This is a genomic window from Streptomyces neyagawaensis, from assembly GCF_023516595.1.
GTDB lineage: Bacteria > Actinomycetota > Actinomycetes > Streptomycetales > Streptomycetaceae > Streptomyces > Streptomyces neyagawaensis.
In genome coordinates, this window is record NZ_JAMGBG010000103.1 from 1 (window position 1) to 18,083 (window position 18,083).

The 18,083-nt window shown below is 72.4% G+C and carries 15 protein-coding genes; 8 read left to right on the forward strand and 7 right to left on the reverse strand.

Translation table 11 applies throughout. The annotated features are described in order from the left end of the window. Positions 1-90: 90 nt before the first annotated feature. Positions 91-762 (reverse strand): cell division protein FtsL, encoded by a 672-nt coding sequence (ftsL, locus tag M8J73_RS32840; RefSeq protein WP_249829437.1) that lies wholly within the window; start codon positions 760-762, stop codon positions 91-93. 111 nt (positions 763-873) lie between these two features. After that, positions 874-1,830: a 16S rRNA (cytosine(1402)-N(4))-methyltransferase RsmH gene (gene rsmH, locus M8J73_RS32845; RefSeq protein WP_055539329.1), complete on the reverse strand. Its 957-nt coding sequence runs from the start codon at positions 1,828-1,830 to the stop codon at positions 874-876. A gap of 356 nt (positions 1,831-2,186) precedes the next feature. Between rsmH and M8J73_RS32850 the strand changes: the two genes are divergently transcribed. The 4 genes from M8J73_RS32850 to M8J73_RS32865 all read left to right on the forward strand — a co-directional run bounded on the left by M8J73_RS32850 (position 2,187) and on the right by M8J73_RS32865 (position 7,894). After that, positions 2,187-2,795 (forward strand): beta-class carbonic anhydrase, encoded by a 609-nt coding sequence (locus M8J73_RS32850; RefSeq protein WP_206187861.1) that lies wholly within the window; start codon positions 2,187-2,189, stop codon positions 2,793-2,795. Positions 2,796-3,078: 283 nt separating this feature from the next. Further along, positions 3,079-4,119: an AAA family ATPase gene (locus M8J73_RS32855; protein WP_055539331.1), complete on the forward strand. Its 1,041-nt coding sequence runs from the start codon at positions 3,079-3,081 to the stop codon at positions 4,117-4,119. Continuing rightward, complete coding sequence (locus tag M8J73_RS32860; RefSeq protein WP_055539332.1) at positions 4,116-5,480, forward strand: DUF58 domain-containing protein; 1,365 nt, start codon at positions 4,116-4,118, stop codon at positions 5,478-5,480. Before M8J73_RS32855 ends, M8J73_RS32860 begins: the two co-directional genes overlap by 4 nt. Then, positions 5,477-7,894, forward strand: coding sequence for a transglutaminase TgpA family protein (locus M8J73_RS32865; RefSeq protein ID WP_249829438.1), 2,418 nt, complete (start codon positions 5,477-5,479; stop codon positions 7,892-7,894). Before M8J73_RS32860 ends, M8J73_RS32865 begins: the two co-directional genes overlap by 4 nt. A gap of 245 nt (positions 7,895-8,139) precedes the next feature. On the opposite strand, the gene M8J73_RS32870 is transcribed toward M8J73_RS32865, so the two are convergent. The 3 genes from M8J73_RS32870 to M8J73_RS32880 all read right to left on the reverse strand — a co-directional run bounded on the left by M8J73_RS32870 (position 8,140) and on the right by M8J73_RS32880 (position 10,262). After that, positions 8,140-8,541, reverse strand: coding sequence for an SCO2097 family morphological protein (locus tag M8J73_RS32870; protein ID WP_055541622.1), 402 nt, complete (start codon positions 8,539-8,541; stop codon positions 8,140-8,142). Positions 8,542-8,818: 277 nt separating this feature from the next. Next, on the reverse strand, positions 8,819-9,589 hold the full coding sequence (locus M8J73_RS32875) for a methyltransferase domain-containing protein (RefSeq protein ID WP_055541623.1): 771 nt from the start codon (positions 9,587-9,589) through the stop codon (positions 8,819-8,821). A 133-nt stretch (positions 9,590-9,722) separates the two neighbouring features. Beyond that, complete coding sequence (locus M8J73_RS32880; protein WP_055541624.1) at positions 9,723-10,262, reverse strand: SAV_6107 family HEPN domain-containing protein; 540 nt, start codon at positions 10,260-10,262, stop codon at positions 9,723-9,725. A gap of 177 nt (positions 10,263-10,439) precedes the next feature. Between M8J73_RS32880 and M8J73_RS32885 the strand changes: the two genes are divergently transcribed. The 4 genes from M8J73_RS32885 (at position 10,440) to M8J73_RS32900 (ending at position 16,175) form a co-directional block, all read left to right on the forward strand. Further along, complete coding sequence (locus M8J73_RS32885; protein WP_274757573.1) at positions 10,440-11,435, forward strand: ATP-binding cassette domain-containing protein; 996 nt, start codon at positions 10,440-10,442, stop codon at positions 11,433-11,435. Further along, positions 11,407-13,491: a YhgE/Pip domain-containing protein gene (locus M8J73_RS32890; RefSeq protein ID WP_055543406.1), complete on the forward strand. Its 2,085-nt coding sequence runs from the start codon at positions 11,407-11,409 to the stop codon at positions 13,489-13,491. Before M8J73_RS32885 ends, M8J73_RS32890 begins: the two co-directional genes overlap by 29 nt. A gap of 35 nt (positions 13,492-13,526) precedes the next feature. Beyond that, on the forward strand, positions 13,527-14,159 hold the full coding sequence (locus M8J73_RS32895; protein ID WP_055716610.1) for a TetR/AcrR family transcriptional regulator: 633 nt from the start codon (positions 13,527-13,529) through the stop codon (positions 14,157-14,159). Between the two features lie 501 nt (positions 14,160-14,660). Further along, on the forward strand, positions 14,661-16,175 hold the full coding sequence (locus tag M8J73_RS32900; RefSeq protein ID WP_249829439.1) for a phytoene desaturase family protein: 1,515 nt from the start codon (positions 14,661-14,663) through the stop codon (positions 16,173-16,175). 10 nt (positions 16,176-16,185) lie between these two features. Here the strand turns inward: M8J73_RS32900 and M8J73_RS32905 are convergent, their stop codons facing one another. Then, positions 16,186-17,100, reverse strand: coding sequence for an SCO2102 family sporulation regulator (locus M8J73_RS32905; RefSeq protein WP_055542560.1), 915 nt, complete (start codon positions 17,098-17,100; stop codon positions 16,186-16,188). Positions 17,101-17,156: 56 nt separating this feature from the next. Continuing rightward, positions 17,157-18,080 (reverse strand): methylenetetrahydrofolate reductase [NAD(P)H], encoded by a 924-nt coding sequence (gene metF, locus M8J73_RS32910; RefSeq protein WP_055542559.1) that lies wholly within the window; start codon positions 18,078-18,080, stop codon positions 17,157-17,159. Positions 18,081-18,083 lie beyond the last annotated feature (3 nt).

Below are 18,083 nucleotides of genomic sequence, written 5' to 3' on the forward strand. Positions count from 1 at the left end.
GGCGGCGCTGCTGGCCGCCCGGACGCACGGGCCGGGCGGGGCCGGGCACGCGGCGGCGGGGCGGCTGCCTGCCTGAATCGACCACTTCCGTCACCTGCCGGGGTTCGTCGTGAGCGGGGCGGACCGTGCGGACGGGCCGGTGGGGGTGGGTACGGCTCCGGGGGCGCTGTCCGGGGCGGCACCACGGACGGCTCCTGGGGCGGCACCACGGACTGTTTCGGGGCCGGGGCCCGGAGTCGCCCCGACGCCCGGCGCGGCTCCGGGGGGCCCCGCGGGCGGCGGCGCGGGCGAGTCCGATGGTGAGGGGGTCGGCGTGGGCGTGGGGGCCGGGCCGCCGGCGGACGCGGGGGCGAGTGCCTCGGGCGCGAGGACCAGGGGAAGGCTCGCCGGCGACTGCGGGGCCGCGGGGCTCGGCACGCCCTTGACACGGCCGTCGGGCTCCAGGAAGGCGGGGTCGCCGCCGGGCACCATGCCCAGCTCGCGGGCGCGGCGCTGGAGGGCCTCCGGGGCGGAGTAGGCGTCCACGTCCCGTTGGAGCGCCTGTTCCTCGTCGGTGTAGCTCTTGACGTCGTCCTGGAGGTCGTCGAGCTGGAACGATCCCTCGCTCAGCGCGGAGTTCAGGACGAGGAGGCCGATGAGGCCCCCGCCCAGGAGCACGACGACGAGGAGGACGAACGGGGTGCGGGCGGCCCGGCCGGAGCCGGCGGGCAGGAGCCGCGCGAGCCGGGCGGCGCGGCCCCTCAGTTCGGGTTTCCTGCTCACACACCCTCCCTGCCAGTTCGCTTCTCGGAGTCACTCCTGGCGCCAGCGAGTTCGGTTCTCGGACCCACCACCGTCCCCTTCACGCACCGTGTTCCGGCCGCCTCGTCCGCCTCACTCGACGTCCTCCCGGATGCGCTCCGCCCCGCGCAGCCGCGCGGGGGCGGCCCGCCGGTTCTCGGCGACCTCTTCCTCCGTGGGAAGTTCGGCACCACGGGTCAGGAGCTTGAGCCGGGGCTGGTAGCGCTCGGGGACGACCGGCAGTCCGGGAGGCGCGGTGGTGGCGGCGCCCGCCGCGAACACCTGCTTGACGAGGCGGTCTTCGAGCGAGTGGTACGACAGCACGGCGACCCGGCCGCCGACGGCGAGGGCCTTGACGGCGGCGGGGATCGCCCGCTCCAGCACGGTGAGTTCGCCGTTGACCTCAATGCGCAGTGCCTGGAAGGTGCGTTTGGCGGGGTTGCCCCCGGTGCGCTTGGCGGCCTGCGGCAGGGCGTCGCGGATCAGTTCGACCAGGCGCGCGCTGTTGCTGAAGGGCTCCTTCTCGCGCTCGCGCACGATCGCGGAGACGATCCGCTTGGCCTGCTTCTCCTCGCCGTACGCCCTGAGGATCCGGACGAGTTCGCCGGCCGGGTAGGTGTTGAGGACCTCGGCGGCGCTGATGCCGGTCGTCTGGTCCATGCGCATGTCTAGGGGGGCGTCCTGGGCGTAGGCGAAGCCCCGGTCGGCCTCGTCGAGTTGCATGGAGGAGACGCCGAGGTCGAAGAGGACGCCCTGGACGTGGGGGACGCCCAGGCGGGCAAGCACGTCGGGGAGTTCGTCGTAGACGGCGTGCACCAGGGTGGCGCGGTCACCGAAGGGGGCGAGTCGTTCCCCGGAGAGGCGCAGCGCCTCCTTGTCCCGGTCGAGGGCGACGAGCCGGGCCTCGGGGAACCGGGTGAGGAGCGCCTCGCTGTGGCCGCCGAGCCCGAGGGTGCAGTCGACCACGACGGCGCCGGGCTCCGTGAGGGCCGGTGCCAGCATGTCCAGGCACCGCTGGAGCATGACGGGGACGTGTCGGCTCTCGGTCAAGGGGCCCTCTCAAGTCCGGCGGGCCCGTACGCACCGCCGGGTCCCCGCCCGCTCAGGAAGGGGAGGTCGACCGGCGCCGGAAGTGCCGGCCGACCGGGAGCGGGAGGAGGCCGAGCCGTACGTACGCGCCGCGCACGCGGGGAGATGCCGGGCAGTGACCGGATCTCTGGGGTATGTCAGTCGAGCAGGGGGTCCTCGCCTCCCGCTCCGCGTCACTTTAGTCCACGGCCCCTCGCGGTCAATCAACCGGCCTGCGCGTCGCGACGCCGCCCTCGAAGCGAAGCCCGGAAAGCCGAGAAATCACTCGGAGTGGTGCAATCCCGCCACCCCTGTGGGTTACCTCACAACAACCCTCAATGACGTTCTTTGTCCCCTCTCACAGAGCGCCATCGGCACGCGTGACCAGTACCGTCATGGCTATGACGACCTCCGCATCAGTTCCTACCGAATCCGAAGGCGCCATAAGCGGCGACACCGTCACCGACCGGCTGGTCGAGGCCAACGGGCGGTACGCCGCGGCGTTCACCGACCCCGGCATGGACGCCCGCCCCGTCCTGCGTGTCGCCGTCGTGGCCTGCATGGATGCCCGCCTCGACCTGCACGCCGCGCTCGGCCTCGAACTGGGCGACTGCCACACCATCCGCAACGCGGGCGGCGTGGTCACGGACGACGTGATCCGCTCCCTCACCATCAGCCAGCGCAAGCTGGGCACCCGCAGCATCGTGCTGATCCACCACACCGGCTGTGGCCTGGAGGCCCTCACCGAGGACTTCCGCACCGAGCTGGAGGCGGAGGTCGGCCAGCGTCCGGCCTGGGCCGTGGAGTCCTTCCGGGATGTCGACCAGGACGTACGGCAGTCCATGCAGCGGGTGCGGACCAACCCGTTCCTGCTGCACACCGACGACGTGCGCGGTTTCGTCTTCGACGTGAAGACGGGTCTGCTGCGTGAGGTCGGCGCGGCCTGAGCGGCGTCGAACCGGCCTCCGCACCTGCTCCGCCGCCACCCCGGACGGTCTTCCGCCGTCCGGGGTTCCTGTCAATCGCCTGGCACCTTGGCGCTCAATACGGTGTGAGCCTGACAAATAGTCGACCGTTATCCACAGGCGAGTGACACGAATCGGTAACGGCAGCAAGAATGCACGTGTGGCAACACGCGGAACTGTTCGCGCGTGGTGCCCGTGTTTCGGGGTGGGCCGGTCCGCATCGCAGAGCGTCGGCCCGGAGAAAGAACGGGCCGAGGAGGGCCGGGTGACGACCTATGACGATCGAGCGAGCCTCACTGATCTGACCAGCACTGTGGAGCGAGTCCGCAGTTCGGTCGAGGCGGTGATCGAGGGCAAGCCTGAGGTCGTACGGCTTTCGCTGACAGTGCTGCTCGCCGAGGGACATCTTCTGATCGAGGATGTCCCCGGCGTCGGCAAGACCATGCTGGCCAAGGCGCTGGCACGGTCCATCGACTGTTCGGTACGGCGTATCCAGTTCACGCCGGACCTGCTGCCGTCGGACATCACGGGTGTGTCCATCTGGGACCAGCAGCGCAAGGAGTTCGAGTTCAAGCCGGGCGCGATCTTCTCGCAGATCGTGATCGGCGACGAGATCAACCGCGCGTCGCCGAAGACGCAGTCCGCGCTGCTGGAGTCCCTGGAGGAGCGCCAGGTCACCATCGACGGACACACCTACGAGCTGCCCCACCCCTTCATGGTGGTGGCCACGCAGAACCCCGTCGAGATGGAGGGCACCTACCCGCTTCCCGAGGCCCAGCGGGACCGCTTCATGGCCCGGGTCTCCGTCGGCTACCCCAGCCCGGAGGCCGAGCTCCAGATGCTGGACGTCCACGGCGGCGTCTCGCCCCTGGAGGACATGCAGCCGGTGGCCCACGCCCATGACATCGTGAAGCTGATCGAGGCCGTCCGCGGCGTGCACGTCGCGGAGACGGTCCGGCGCTACGCGGTGGACCTGGTCGGCGCCACCCGCACCCACCCCGACCTCAGACTCGGTGCCTCGCCGCGCGCCACGCTGCATCTGCTGCGCGCGGCGAAGGCGACCGCCGCCCTGAGCGGCCGGGAGTACGCGCTGCCGGACGACATCCAGTCCCTGGCGGTGGCGGTCCTCGCGCACCGGCTGCTGCCCACCGCCCAGGCCCAGCTCAACCGCCGCACGCCCGAGCAGGTCGTCCAGGAGATCCTGCAGCGCACGCCCGTGCCGCAGGCCGCGCCGCCGCAGGCCGGCTTCGGCGCGGTCCGCTCGGCGCCCGCGTATCCGCAGCAGCCGCCGCGGAGGCTTGGATGACCACCGCGGGGCCCGCTCCCACCCCGGAGCAGGACAAGGGCGGGCTGCGCACGGCTCTCGCCGGGCTCACCACACGCGGGCGCTCCTTCCTCGCCGCCGGAGTGGCGGCCGCGATATGCGCGTACGTCCTCGGGCAGAGCGATCTGCTCCGGGTCGGCCTGCTGCTCGCCGTACTGCCGCTGGTGTGCGCGACCGTGCTGTACCGCACCCGCTACCGGGTCGCGGGCAGCCGCCGTCTCTCCCCCGCGCGGGTGCCCGCCGGCAGCGAGGCCCGCGTCCACCTGCGGATGGACAACGTCTCGCGACTGCCCACCGGGCTGCTGATGCTGCAGGACCGGGTGCCGTACGTGCTCGGTCCGCGTCCCCGGTTCGTCCTGGACCGGGTCGAGGCGGGCGGCCGACGCGAGGTGTCGTACCGCGTCCGCTCCGATCTGCGCGGCCGCTACCCCTTGGGCCCGCTCCAGCTGCGGCTGACCGATCCCTTCGGGATGTGCGAGCTGACCCGGTCCTTCTCCACGTTCGACACCCTGACGGTGATCCCGCGCGTGGAGGCGCTGCCGCCGGTGCGGCTGAGCGGTGAGGCGAAGGGGTACGGCGACGGCCGGCAGCGCTCGCTGGCGCTGGCGGGCGAGGACGACGTGATCCCGCGCGGTTACCGGCGCGGCGACGATCTGCGCCGGGTGCACTGGCGCTCCACCGCCCGCTACGGCGAGCTGATGGTGCGCCGCGAGGAGCAACCGCAGCGCGCCCGCTGCACCGTCCTGCTGGACACCCGGGCCGTGGCCTATCTGGGCGCGGGCCCCGACTCGGCCTTCGAGTGGGCCGTCTCGGGCGCCGCGTCCATGCTGGTGCACATGCTCGAACGGGGTTACTCCGTACGACTGTTGACGGACACCGGCAGTTCGGTGCCGGGCGAGGGCGCCGACGGCTTCGCGGGCTCCAGCCAGGAGTCCGCCGACGCGGCCGGCCTGATGATGGACACCCTCGCAGTGGTCGACCAGTCCGACGGTACGAGCCTGTCCTCCGCGTACGACGTGCTGCGCGGGGGCAACGAGGGGCTGCTGGTCGCCTTCCTCGGCGACCTCGACGAGGAGCAGGCGGGGCTGATCGGCAGGATGCGCCGGCGCAGCGGCGGGGCGATCGCGTTCCTGCTGGACAGCGAGACATGGACCCGTGAGTCGGGCGAGGTGCCCGCCGCGGGCGGTGAGAGCGCGGGCGAGGAGTCGCTGCGCCTGCTGCACGAGGCGGGCTGGACGGCGCTGGGCGTGCCGCGCGGCGCCTCGCTGACGGACCTGTGGCGCCAGGCGGACCGGCAGCGCGCCGGCCTGGTGTCCGGGCTCGGGACGGAGGGACGGTCATGAGCGGTCGGGCGAGGCTGGCGCTGTGCGCCTGGGCCGCCACGATCATGACGGCGTGCACCCTGCTGCCGCTGGTGGACCCGGAGACGTGGATCTTCCAGGCGGCCGTGATGCTGGCCGTACAGAGCGGCGTGGGAGCGCTCGCCCGGCGGGTGCCGCTGGCCCGGGCGCTGACGGTGGCCGCGCAGGCCCTGGTCACGCTGGCGATGCTGACCCTGGTCTTCGCCCGGCAGCAGGCCGTCGCCGGGCTGTTCCCGGGCCCGGAGGCGTTCCAGCACTTCGGTTCGCTGCTGCGGAGCGGTGCCGACGACGTCAGCCGGTACGCCATCCCGGCGCCGATGACGGACGGCATCCAGCTGATGGTGATCGGCGGTGTCCTGGTCATCGGCCTCATGGTCGACGCGCTCGCGGTGACGTTCCGCAGCGCGGCCCCGGCCGGTCTGCCGCTGCTGGCGCTCTACTCGGTGGCGGCGGGGCTGTCGGACGGCGCCGCGTGGCTGTTCTTCCTGATCGCCTCCGTGGGCTATCTGACGCTGCTGCTGGCCGAGAGCCGCGACCGTCTCTCGCAGTGGGGCCGGGTCTTCGGCGGCGCGGCGCGCGCCCCCGGCATGGAGACCGGTGGCGCCGTCGCCCCGGTGCGCACCGGGCGGCGGATCGGCGCGGTCGCGCTGGGCATCGCCCTGGTGGTGCCGCTGGGGCTGCCCGCCCTCGACGGCGGACTGCTGGGCGGCGCGGGCGGTGGGATCGGCGCGGGCTCGGGGGGCGGCGGCACGATCTCCGCGGTGAACCCGCTGGTCCAGCTGAGCGAGAGCCTGAACGTCGACCGGGACCGCCAGGTCCTGTCGTACCGCACGAACACCGACAACATCCAGGAGATGTATCTGCGGATCGTCTCCCTGGACGACTTCGACGGCACCTCCTGGAAGCCCACCGAGCGGTCCATCACCGGTGTCCCGGACGACTTCGGCACGCCGAACGGCCTGGGGCCCGACGTCAAGCGGAACGAGATCGAGACCCGGATAGCGTCGGCGAAGGACTACGCGCAGAACTGGCTGCCGATGCCGTATCCGGTGACGTCGGTGGACATCGACGGCGACTGGCGGTACGAGCCGGTGGGGCGCACGCTCGTCGGCGACCACGGTCAGGACACCAAGGGCGCGCAGTACACGGTCAAGAGCCTGATCGTGCGGCCGACCGCGAAGCAGCTGGCCGCGGCGCCGGAGCCGCCGCCGGCGCTGAAGCGGGAGTACACCGAGGTACCTCCGTCGCTGCCGCCGGTGGTGGCGCGGACCGCCCGCAAGATCACGGCGGGCTCGGCGAACGACTACGAGCGGGCGGTGAAGCTCCAGGACTGGTTCGCGTTCAGCGGCGAGTTCACCTATGACACCGAGGTGCAGAGCGGGACCGGCTCGCGGGCGATCGCCCGGTTCCTCGACGAGAAGGAGGGCTTCTGCGTCCACTTCTCGTTCGCGATGGCCTCCATGGCCCGCACGCTGGGCATTCCGGCCCGGGTCGCGGTGGGCTTCACCCCCGGCACGCCGGAGGCGAACGGTGCGATGTCGGTGGGACTGCGTGACGCGCACGCCTGGCCGGAGCTGTACTTCGAGGGCGTGGGCTGGACCCGCTTCGAGCCGACCCCGAACCGGGGCACGACCCCCGAGTACACGCAGCCCGAGTCGTCCGGTGACAACGGTCTGCCCGATGTGCCGCGGCCTTCGGAGTCGTCGTCCTCGGAGCCGTCCGCGCAGCCCTCGGAGAGCGAGAGCTGCACGGCGCAGCAGGTGCGCCTGGAGGGCGGCTGCTCTTCCGAGTCGGCGGCGGCCCTGCCGGGTTCCGACGACGAGGAGCGCGGGTTCTGGGGGCTGGTGTTCTTCTCCCCCTGGACGCTGCTGATCGTCCCCGGGGCGCTCGCGCTGTTCGCCCTTCCGCTGCTGCCGATGCTGTGGCGGATGCGGATGCGGTCCGTGCGGCTGGGCGCTCACGGGCGGACGCCCGCCGAGGCGGCGGCTCATGCTCTGGGGGTCTGGCAGGAGGTGACGGACACGGCGTGGGACTACGGGATCGCGCCGGACGAGTCGCAGACGCCTCGCAGGGCCGCCGCGCGGATCGTGCGGCTGGGGCGGCTCGAACCGCAGGCCGAGGCGGCGGTGCACCGGCTGGCGGCGGCCGTGGAGCAGGTGCTCTACGCTCCGCAACCGCAGGTGCCGGCGGGGCTCGCCCAGGACGCGCACGAGGTGGCGGCCGGGCTGCGGGCCCAGGTCGGCCGCTGGCCCCACCTGCGGGCGCTCTTCCTGCCCCGTTCCACCGTCCGCGTGATCTGGGCGGTTTCGGCCCGCTGGTCGGCTCTCACGACCGAACTGGCGGCCCGTCGCCCGACCCTGCGCCGGCCGTCGGCCCCGACCGGTCAGAACAACTGAGGGCCTGGTCCGACCTGGGTCCGCATGAGTCTGCCCCCACCAGGCGAAGCCGGTGGGGGCAGACTCATGTCGGGGCCGGGCCGGGGCGGGGCCGCTGCCGGGGCCGGGGCGCGTGGGTCGGCGGACGGCGGCGCGTGGCGCCCGCCCGGCGTTCGATTGTGGGCGTGCGTGAAGGGTGACCGCCCTGAGGGCGGTCACCCTTCATCTGTCTTCAGGTCTGGCGTGGAGTCCGGCAACCCGGGGGCTCAGTGGCCGCCCTGCTCGTCGCGGCGGCGCTGCCAGCGCTGTTCGATTCGATCCATCATGGAGCGGCGCTGTCGTGTCTGACGACGGGCACCGGCGGAGCCTGTGGGAGCGGTGGGCTGCTCACCCGGCTTGGGGGCCTTGCGCCAACCGGTGACGGCGAGCACGGCGCAGCCCAGCATGACGAGGAATCCCACCACGCTGACCCAGATCTGCTGTGCGACCATTCCGGCCATGAGGAGCGCGATACCCACCAGAAAGCCCGCGACCGCCTGGTAGACCCGCCGCCGGGTGTACGTACGCAGCCCGCTTCCCTCAAGCGCTGACGCGAACTTGGGATCTTCGGCGTACAGCGCTCGCTCCATCTGCTCGAGCATGCGCTGCTCGTGCTCTGAGAGCGGCACGGAGTCCTCCTCATCGTGCGGTCGCCGGAGCGACCCGGGGGGTCCTCTTCAGGATAGGCAGGGAATCGCCCCCTTGAAACCCGCCCCTCTACGCCAATTCGCCAACCGGAACCCGCCATGGCACCCCGACTCGCTGAGGTGTGGATTCCCCAGCGAGCGGCCCGTCATGCCGGACGGTCTCCCTCGATCATACGGCTCCGAGCGCCCGATCGGGGGGCCTGTGGCGTACTCCATCCGCCGCCGCGTCCCTGATCAGGGGGCACGGCACAGGAGACGCTCAGGCCTCGGCGTCCCCCCGGGTCTCTCCGAGCACATGCAGTTGCGTGGCCACGGAGTGGAACGCGGGCAGTTCCGCGGCGGCGGCCTCCAGCTTGAGGAGGGCGTCCAGGGCACCCGGTTCGGTGTCGACGAGGACACCGGGGACGAGGTCGGCGAAGACCCGGACGCCATGGACGGCGGTCACCGCGAGGCCCGCGTTCTCGACGAGCGCGGTGAGCTGCTCGGCGGTAAAACGGTGAGGTACGGGATCACCCTCGCCCCAGCGTCCGTTCGGGTCGTCGAGTGCCTGCCTGGCCTCCTTGAAGTGGCCGGCGAGGGCTCGCGCGAGCACAGCGCCGCCCAGTCCGGCGGCGAGCAGGCTGAGGACGCCGTCGGGGCGCAGCGCGGCGACCGCGTTGCCGATGCCCTCGGCGGGGTCGTCGACGTATTCCAGCACGCCGTGGCACAGCACGGCGTCGTAGCCGCCGCGCTCGACGACATCGAAGAGGCCATGGGCGTCGCCCTGGACGCCCTGCACCCGGTCGGCGACACCCGCCTCGGCGGCTCGGCGCTCCAGCGCGAACAGCGCGTTGGGGCTGGGGTCGACGACGGTGACGCGGTGGCCGAGGCGGGCCGCGGGCACCGCGAACTTGCCGCTGCCGCCCCCGGTGTCGAGCACGTCGAGCGACTCCCGCCCGGTGGCCTTCACTCGGCGCTCGAGGGCGTCCTGGAGAACGTCCCAGACCACGGCGGTACGGAGGGAGGCGCGGGGGCGCGACGGGTCCGACACGGCAGTTGACTCCTCGGCGCGGCACCGCCTGGTGTGCGGCGGAGCGGTGGGCTTGCTGGTTCCGTCGGCGGCCGGGGCCGTGACGGAGGTTACGGGTGCCCCCAACCCTAATGGGCGGCGCCGGGAGGGTCGGTCAGCCCGCGTCCGGGACGCCTCCCCCTGCGTCCTGGCGGGGTTGGGGCAGGACGGGCTGGAGCACCAGCATGCGCTCGACCAGGCGCAGGAACATCGCCACGTCGCGTATCAGGTCGTCGGCGTCGCGCGCGCTCGCCGCGCCCCGTATGCCCGCCTCGGCCCGTGCCCGGCGGGACGCGCCGGAGGCGAACAGCGCGCTCCACTCGGTCAGTTCGGGTGCGATCTCGGGGAGCACTTCCCAGGCGCTCCGGATCTTCGCCCGTCGTTTCGGGGTGGGCTCGGGGCGGCCCCGGGCGGCGAGCACGGCGGCGGCGGTGCGCAGGGCGGCCAGATGGGCCGTCGCGTACCGCTCGTTGGCGGCCTGGAGGGCGGTCGCCTCGTCGAGGCCGGCGCGGGCCTGGGCGAGGAGGTCGAGGGCGGCGGGCGGGGCCGTCGCCCGGCGCAGCACGGGGTGCACGTCGCCCGCCGGGCCGGTCAGTGAGGGGGCAGGGCCGGTGGCGCGGCGCCGATTGCCGGCTGCTGCGTGGTACGTGGCCATGACGAACCTCCTGTCGTCTGCGTGACGGCACGCCCTGACACGGGGTGCCGTATGTGCCCATCGTGAGGTATGCCACTGACAATCCGTTCCGACCTGGGCTTTTGCTTCGATCGACAGTTCGGGGTAAGTTTTGCACTGACCAGTCAGTTCAAAAAGGCACGAGGGGGTCCGGAGCACATGGACGAGCCGCCTACGACAGCCGCGGCACCCACCGGGGAGGGCGGCGGCACCGCCGTCGGCGCCGAGGGCTTCGGAATGAAGGGCCCGCGCGGGTGGGTGTTCCGAGGGGTGGGGTTCCACGCCGAGCCCGGTTCATTGATCGCGATCGAAGGTCCCTCGGGGTCGGGCAGGACCTGTCTGCTGCTCGCCCTCACCGGGCGCATGAAACCGAGCGAGGGGCACGCCACGGTGGGCGCCGTGCGGCTGCCGAAGCAGATGGCCGCCGTCCGCCGGATCAGCGCCCTCGCCCATGTCCCCGGCGTCACGGACCTCGACCCGGCGCTCACCGTCGGGGAGCACCTGCGGGAACGCGCGCTGCTGCAGCGGCGGTTCGACGGCTCCCTGCGCGGGCTGCTCCGGCCCCGCCGTGAGCGGACGGCCGAGGCCGAGCAGCGGATCGACGCCGCGCTGGCCGCCGCCGGGCTCGACCGGGCGTCGCTGCCCAAGGCCGACCGGACCGCCGTGCGCGACCTGGACCGGATGGAGGCGCTGCGGCTCTCGCTCGCCCTGGCCCTCATCGGCCGGCCCCGCCTGCTCGGCGTCGACGACACCGACCTGAAGCTCTCCGAGGCCGAACGCACCGAGATATGGGCCCTGTTGCGGTCCCTCACCGAGGCCGGGACCACGGTCGTGGCGGTGTGCAGCGAGGCCCCTCAGGGGGCGCTCGTCGTGTCCACCGCGAAGAAGAACGAGGCCGGGACGGACACGGGGGCGGGGGCCGAGGCCGAGACCACGGCCGGGGTCGGGACCCGAGCCGGGACCGAGGACAAGGCCGGGACCCAGACCGGAACCCAACCCGAAGCCGAGCCCGACACCAGCACCAGCACCAGCACCAGCACCGGCACCGGCACCGGCACCGGCACCAAGACCGACACCAAGACCGCCTCCAAGGCCGACCGCGGTGACGACGACAAGGAGATGGGCGATGCGATCGCCGAAACTCGCCTCGCTTGAGCTCAGGCGGTTCGGACGGGGGAAGCTCCCGCGCGCCGCGCTGGCCTCGCTCATGCTGCTGCCGCTGCTGTACGGCGCCCTGTACCTGTGGTCCTTCTGGGACCCGTACGGCCGGCTGGACCGTATCCCGGTGGCGCTGGTGAACGACGACAAGGGAGCCTCGGTCGGCAAGCAGAAGCTCAGGGCCGGCGACGACATCGCCGACGGCCTGCGGGACAGCGACACCTTCGAGTGGCACGAGGTGAGCGCCGAGCAGGCCCGCGAGGGCGTCGAGGACGGCACGTACTACCTCTCGCTGACCATGCCGTCGGACTTCAGCCGGCGCATCGCGTCCAGCTCCGGTGACGCGCCGGAGACGGGCGCCCTCCAGGTCCGTACGAACGACGCGAACAACTACATCGTCGGGCAGATCTCCCGGACCGTGTTCTCCGAGGTGCGGACGGCGGCGTCGACCAAGACGTCACGGTCGTTCCTGGACCGGATCTTCATCTCCTTCTCCGACATCCACGAGAAGACCCAGAAGGCCGCGAACGGCGCCGACGACCTCAAGGGCGGCATCGACAAGGCGGAGAAGGGCTCCAAGGACCTCGCCGACGGGCTGAGGACCGCCAAGGACGGCAGTGGCAAACTGTCCGGCGGCCTCTCCGACCTGGACCAGGGCGCGGGTGACCTCCAGGACGGCGCCCAGCAGGTCGCGAACGGCACCCAGAGCCTCGCCGACAAGGTCAACAAGTCCGCCGACCAGGTCCGGCCCTTCCTCGACGAGAACAGCGACACGATCGCCGACACCGCGACCCTGGTCGCCGACTCGGCGGCGACGATCCGCACCCACCTCTCGGCGTTCGTGACCACGGCCCCGGCCGCCGCGACCGGCACCCGGACCGCCTCCGACACGCTCGACGACGTCTACAAGCGGCGCTGCGAGGACCCGGTGCTGCCGGACGCGGCCTGCGCGGACCTGAAGAAGGCGAAGGAGGCTGCCGCGGAGGCGGCCCGTCTCGCCGAGGACGTCAACACCGTGGTGAAGAACTACGACGGTGACCTGAAGGCCTTCAAGAAGGATCTGACGACCCTGGAGCGGCAGGCCCGCGCCCTGGCGAAGGCCGCGCCGAACCTGTCCGGGGACCTCGACGACGCCGTGACCAAGGTGAACGCGCTCAACAAGGGCGCAACGAAGGTCGCCAAGGGCGCCAAGACGCTGCACACGGGTCTCGGCACCGCCAAGACGGGCGCCGAGAACCTCGACACCGGCGTGGGCGACCTGAAGACCGGCGCGAACGACCTCAAGGGCGGCATGTACAAGCTGGCCGACGGCTCCGGCAAACTCGCGGGCGGGCTGCACGACGGGGCCGACCGGATCCCGGACTACGACGAGAAGGACCGCGACCGGCGCACCGAGGTGATGGCCGACCCGGTCCGACTGGCCAGCAAGGACCTCCACAAGGCGCCCAACTACGGCACCGGCTTCGCCCCGTACTTCATCCCGCTGTCGCTGTGGGTGGGCGCGATGGTGGCGTACATGCTGATCCCGCCGCTCAACCGGCGTGCCCTCGCGGCAGGTTCCCCGGCCTGGCGGGTCGCCCTGGCGGGCTGGCTCCCCGTGGCCGCCCTCGGTGTGCTGCAGACGGTCGCGCTCATGGCGGTGCTGCACTGGGCGGTGGGCCTGCAGATGGCGCGGGCGGCCGGGACGGTGGGCTTCCTGTTCCTGGTGACGGCGTGCTTCGCGGCGATCGTGCAGTGGCTCAACGCACGATTCGGGGCCGCCGGCCGGATCCTCGTCCTCGCCTTCCTGATGCTCCAGTTGACGTCCGCGGGCGGCACGTACCCCGTGCAGACCAGCCCGGACTTCTTCAACGCGGTCCACCCGTTCCTGCCGATGAGCCACGTCGTGGACGCCCTGCGGCGGCTGATCACCGGCGGCGGTCTGGGCCCGGTCTGGCAGGCGTGCGCCGTGCTGGTGGCCTTCACCGCGGGAGCGCTCGCCCTGACCGCCGTGTCGGCCCGCCGCAAGCAGGTGTGGACCCTGGACCGACTGCACCCGGAGTTGACTCTGTGACCGCGCACCGCACGGTTCCTGTGACAATCAGGGCCATGGAAAGCAGCAACGCCCCCGGTGGCACAGGCGGGGGCCGCCGCGAGGCGACCCGGCAGAAGCTCTACGAGGCGGCCGTCACGCTCATCGCGGAGCAGGGGTTCTCCGCCACGACGGTCGACGAGATCGCCGAGCGCGCCGGCGTGGCCAAGGGCACCGTCTACTACAACTTCGCCAGCAAGTCGGTCCTCTTCGAGGAGCTGCTGCGGCACGGCGTGGGGCTCCTCACGGCGTCGCTGCGGGAGGCTGCCGACCGCAGCGCCGAGGGCGGCGGCAGCAGGGTCGACGCCCTGGACGCGATGATCCGGGCCGGACTGGTCTTCATCGACCGCTACCCGTCGTTCACGCAGTTGTACGTGGCCGAGCTGTGGCGCACCAACCGGGCGTGGCAGTCCACGCTGATGGTCGTCCGGCAGGAGGCGGTCGCGGTCGTGGAGAAGGTGCTCCGCGAGGGCGTCGAGGCGGACGAGCTGAGCGACGAGATCGACATCGGCCTCACGGCGTCGGCCCTGGTCGGCATGGTCCTGGTGGCCGCCCTGGACTGGAAGGCCTTCCAGCCGGAGCGCTCCCTGGACGACGTGCACTCGGCGCTGTCGCGGCTGCTCCAGGGCCGGGTCAGCGGCAACCGGTAGCCGTCACCGAGGCGCCCGCGCCGCGCACCTGCCCGCGCGCGAACGGACGAGAGCGAACGAACGAGAGCGCCGGTTCGGACTGGCCGCGTCCCCCGCGGGCCACCTCGAACCGGCGCTTCCCCATTCCCCCCGTTCCCCCTGCCCCCGTGCCCCGTGTCCCCCGGTCCCCCATTCCCCCGTGCCTCGCTCCCGCCGACCGTCGAAGCCTCGACCGTGTCGACGGAAGGAGCGGTCGGAGCGCGAGACCCGTTCCGCCGCCCCGTGCCGGCGGTTCCGGAGCCACGCCCCTTCCCGTGCCTCCACTCTTCCGTCCGCGCGGAGGGGAGCCCATCCGCGCGCCTACTCATCTCCCCCCGTAGGTACGCGTACTCACCCCTGCGCACTCACACCCACGCCCCCCGGTGCCCCTCTGGTCACGACGGCGTCCGCGCGGATACTCGCCCGGGGCCTGTGCACAGGCCCGGAAACCGGTTGTCGGCGGCGCCCGCTAAGGTCGCAGACATGGCAAGGATTGCGGTGATCGGCGCCGGTCTCGGCGCCATGGCGGCGGCCGCCCGGCTGGCCGTCGCGGGCCACCGGGTGGTGGTGTACGAGCGCACGACGACCTACGGCGGTGCGGTGGGCCGGTACGAGCGCGACGGCTTCGCGTTCGACACGGGCCCGGCGCTGCTGCCCCTGCCCGCCGTCTACCGCGACCTGTTCCTGAAGACCGGCAAGGAGCCGCTGGAGAAGTGCGTCGACCTCGTCCAGGTGGACCCGGCCGCACGGCACGTCTTCGCCGACGGCACGGACCTGCTGCTGCCGAACGCCTCCCGCGCGGGCGTGGTCGCCGCCCTGAACACGGCGCTCGGCTCGGGGGCGGGCGACCGCTGGGGCGACTTCCTGGTCCGGGCCCGCGAGGCGTGGGACCGCACCCGGCGGCCCCTCCTGGAGGAGCCGCTGTGGCCCGACTGGCAGGTCCTCGCCGAGCGTGAGCCCTATCCGGCGGTGCCCCACAAGCGGCTGCTGCGCACCCGCCGCGCCGGCACGCTCGCCGAGGTCGGCACCCTGGAGCTGCGCGACCCCCGGCTGACGGCCCTGCTGGAGAGCCACGCCCTGGCGTACGGGCTGGACCCGCGCACCACCCCGGCGAGCGCGGCGGTCCTGCCGTACATGGAGCACGCCTTCGGCGTCTGGTACGTCCGGGGCGGCCTCCGGGAGCTGGCGCGGGCCGTGTACGAGCGGTGCCTGGCCCGGAAGGTCGAGTTCGTCTTCGACGCCGAGATAACCGGGATCGTGGAGAAGGACGGCCGGGTGGCCGGGGTCGAGTCGGCGGACGGGACGGTGTCCGAGGCGGACTTCGTGGTCGCCGGGGTCGCGCCCGAGGTCCTGGACGGGGCGGTGCGGCAGTCCGTCGTCCGGGGTTCCGGCGAGGTACCGGCGCAGCGGGTGCGGACGAGCCGGCTGACCGTACTGCTCGCGCTGCGCGGCGGCCGGCCGGAGGGCACGGCGCACCGCACGGTGGTGCACGCGGAGGACCGCGACAGCGAGCTGGAGCTGCTGTTCGGCGCCTCGTCGGGGATGGTCGCGCACCCCACGGTGACGGTGGTGCGCCCGGACGATCCGGCGTGGGTGCCGGACGCCGGGCACGAGGCGATCACGCTCAGCTCGGTGGTGCCTGCCCAACCCGACCGGGGATGGTCGGAGGCGGAGGTCTTCGAGCGCCATGCCCAGGCGGTGATCACCGCCGCGGAGCGGGCCGTGCCCGGCCTGCGCGACCGGCTGCTCTGGCACGAGGTGCAGACCCCCGCGGACATCGAGCGGACGACGGGTGCGCCCGGCGGCGCGATCCCGGCCCCGGCGCTGGCGGCGGGCGAGGGCCGCCTCCTGCAACCGTCCAACACCACGGCCCTACCGGGCCTGTTCACGGTCGGCGGCTGGTCACACCCCGGCGGCGGCCTCCCGCACGCCGGCATGTCGGGCTCCCTGGTGGCGGGCCTGATCGTGGAGGGACCCGGCTTCCGCGGCTCCCAGTGAGCACCGACCGTCAGAAACGGTACTGCTGTTCGTCGTACCCGTTGCCGTTCCCCTGGTACGGGTACGACTGGTCCGTCGGGAGATCCGACCCGAACGGGTCGTCGGTGTTGCGCTGTTGCGGGACCCAGACACCGCCGGGCGGGGTCTCGCCGCCGTACGCGCCGTTGCCGTACTGGTCCTGCCCGTAGCCCTGCTGCCCGTACCCCTGCTGGCCGTAGGACGGGTCGTAGGGGGCGGTGGCGTCGTAGGTCTGGGTGCCGATGTACGGGTCGGAGTAGGCGGCGTACTGCTGCTCGGACTGGTCGTAGCCGTAGCCCTGCTGGTCGTAGCCGTAGTAGGCGAACGCCTCGTCCTGGGCCTGGTCGGCGTTGGCGTAGGACTGGCCCGGGGCCGCCGCGTACGCGTTGTCGTCGCGGTAGACGCCGTAGGTGCTGGTGTCGTCGGGCAGGGGCTCCGGCGAGTACACGGTGGCCGCCCCGGAGGGGGTGGACTTCGGGCGTACGAAGACGTCGTCGTCCTGGTCCAGCGGGTCGTCGTCCTGCTGGTACGTTCCGGCAACGTCGGGCTGCAGGTCGGAGACCTCCAGCGTGGGGTCCTGACGCTCCGGCTCGCCGCCCCGGCGTCGCTTCTTGCCGGGCTTGGCCGCGGGGGCCTCCGCATCCTCACCGGAGCGCGGGCGGACGGCCCAACCCGCCTCGAAACCACGGCGGAACGACAGGGTCACATACGTCTGGCCGACCGCGAAGGCGATCGCGCCGACGCCGATGACGATCACATTGGGCATCAGGACGCCGAGCACGACACAGAGGAACCCGACGAAGGCGAGCAGCCTCCACCGCAACCGCGCCTTGTACTGCAGCAGCACCTCGCCCAGCAGCCACAACGCGACGACACCGAACGCGATGTAGAGGACCGTCCAGCCCATGTACGCCCCTCTCCCTGTGGCCGCTACGCAGTGTGTCGTACGCGAGTGCGACCGGTCTAGGCCCCCGGTGGGTGGTGCAGGCCCAGGTTCTCGTAGATTTCCAGAGTCGCGGTGGAGTTGTTCAGGGTGATGAAGTGAAGTCCGGGGACTCCCTCGTCCAACAGCCTCGCGCAGAACTCCGTGGCGAACTCGATGCCAATGGAGCGTACAGCGGCCGGATCGTCTTTGGCTGTGACGATCCGCTCTTTCAGGGCGTCCGGGATGGCCGCGTTGCTGAGTTGGGGCAGCCTTTCCAACATCTTCACGCTGGTGACGGGCATGACCTCCGGGATGACCGGGGTCTCGCAGCCGGCCTTCGCGACGGCGTCCCGCAGACGCAGGTACGAGTCCGGGTGGAAGAACATCTGGGTGATCGCGTAGTCGGCGCCGGCCCGGCACTTGTCCACGAAGTGGGCCACGTCGGAGTCCCAGTCGGCGGACCGGGGGTGCATCTCCGGGAAGGCCGCGACACCCACGCAGAAGTCACCCGACTCCTTGATGAGATGGACGAGTTCGGCGGCGTACGTCAGGCCCTGCGGGTGCGGCACCCAGTCGGCCATGGGGTCGCCGGGCGGGTCGCCGCGGACCGCGAGCATGTTGCGGATACCGGCGTCCGCGTACTGGCCGATGATGTTGCGCAGTTCGGCGATGGAGTGGTTGACGGCGGTCAGGTGGGCGACCGGGGTGAGGGTGGTGTCGGCGGCGATCTGCTCGGTCGCCCGGACGGTGCCGGCGCGCGTGGAACCACCCGCTCCGTAGGTCACGGAGACGAAGCTGGGGGCCACCGCCTCGACCCTGCGGAGGGCGTTCCACAGGTTCCGCTCGCCCTTCTCGGTCTTGGGGGCCCAGAACTCGAACGAGTACGTGGTCCTGCCCGTGGCGAGCATGTCCCGCACGGTCCGTGCGCGATCAGTCCTGGTGGAGGCGGTTCCTAGGGCCATAAC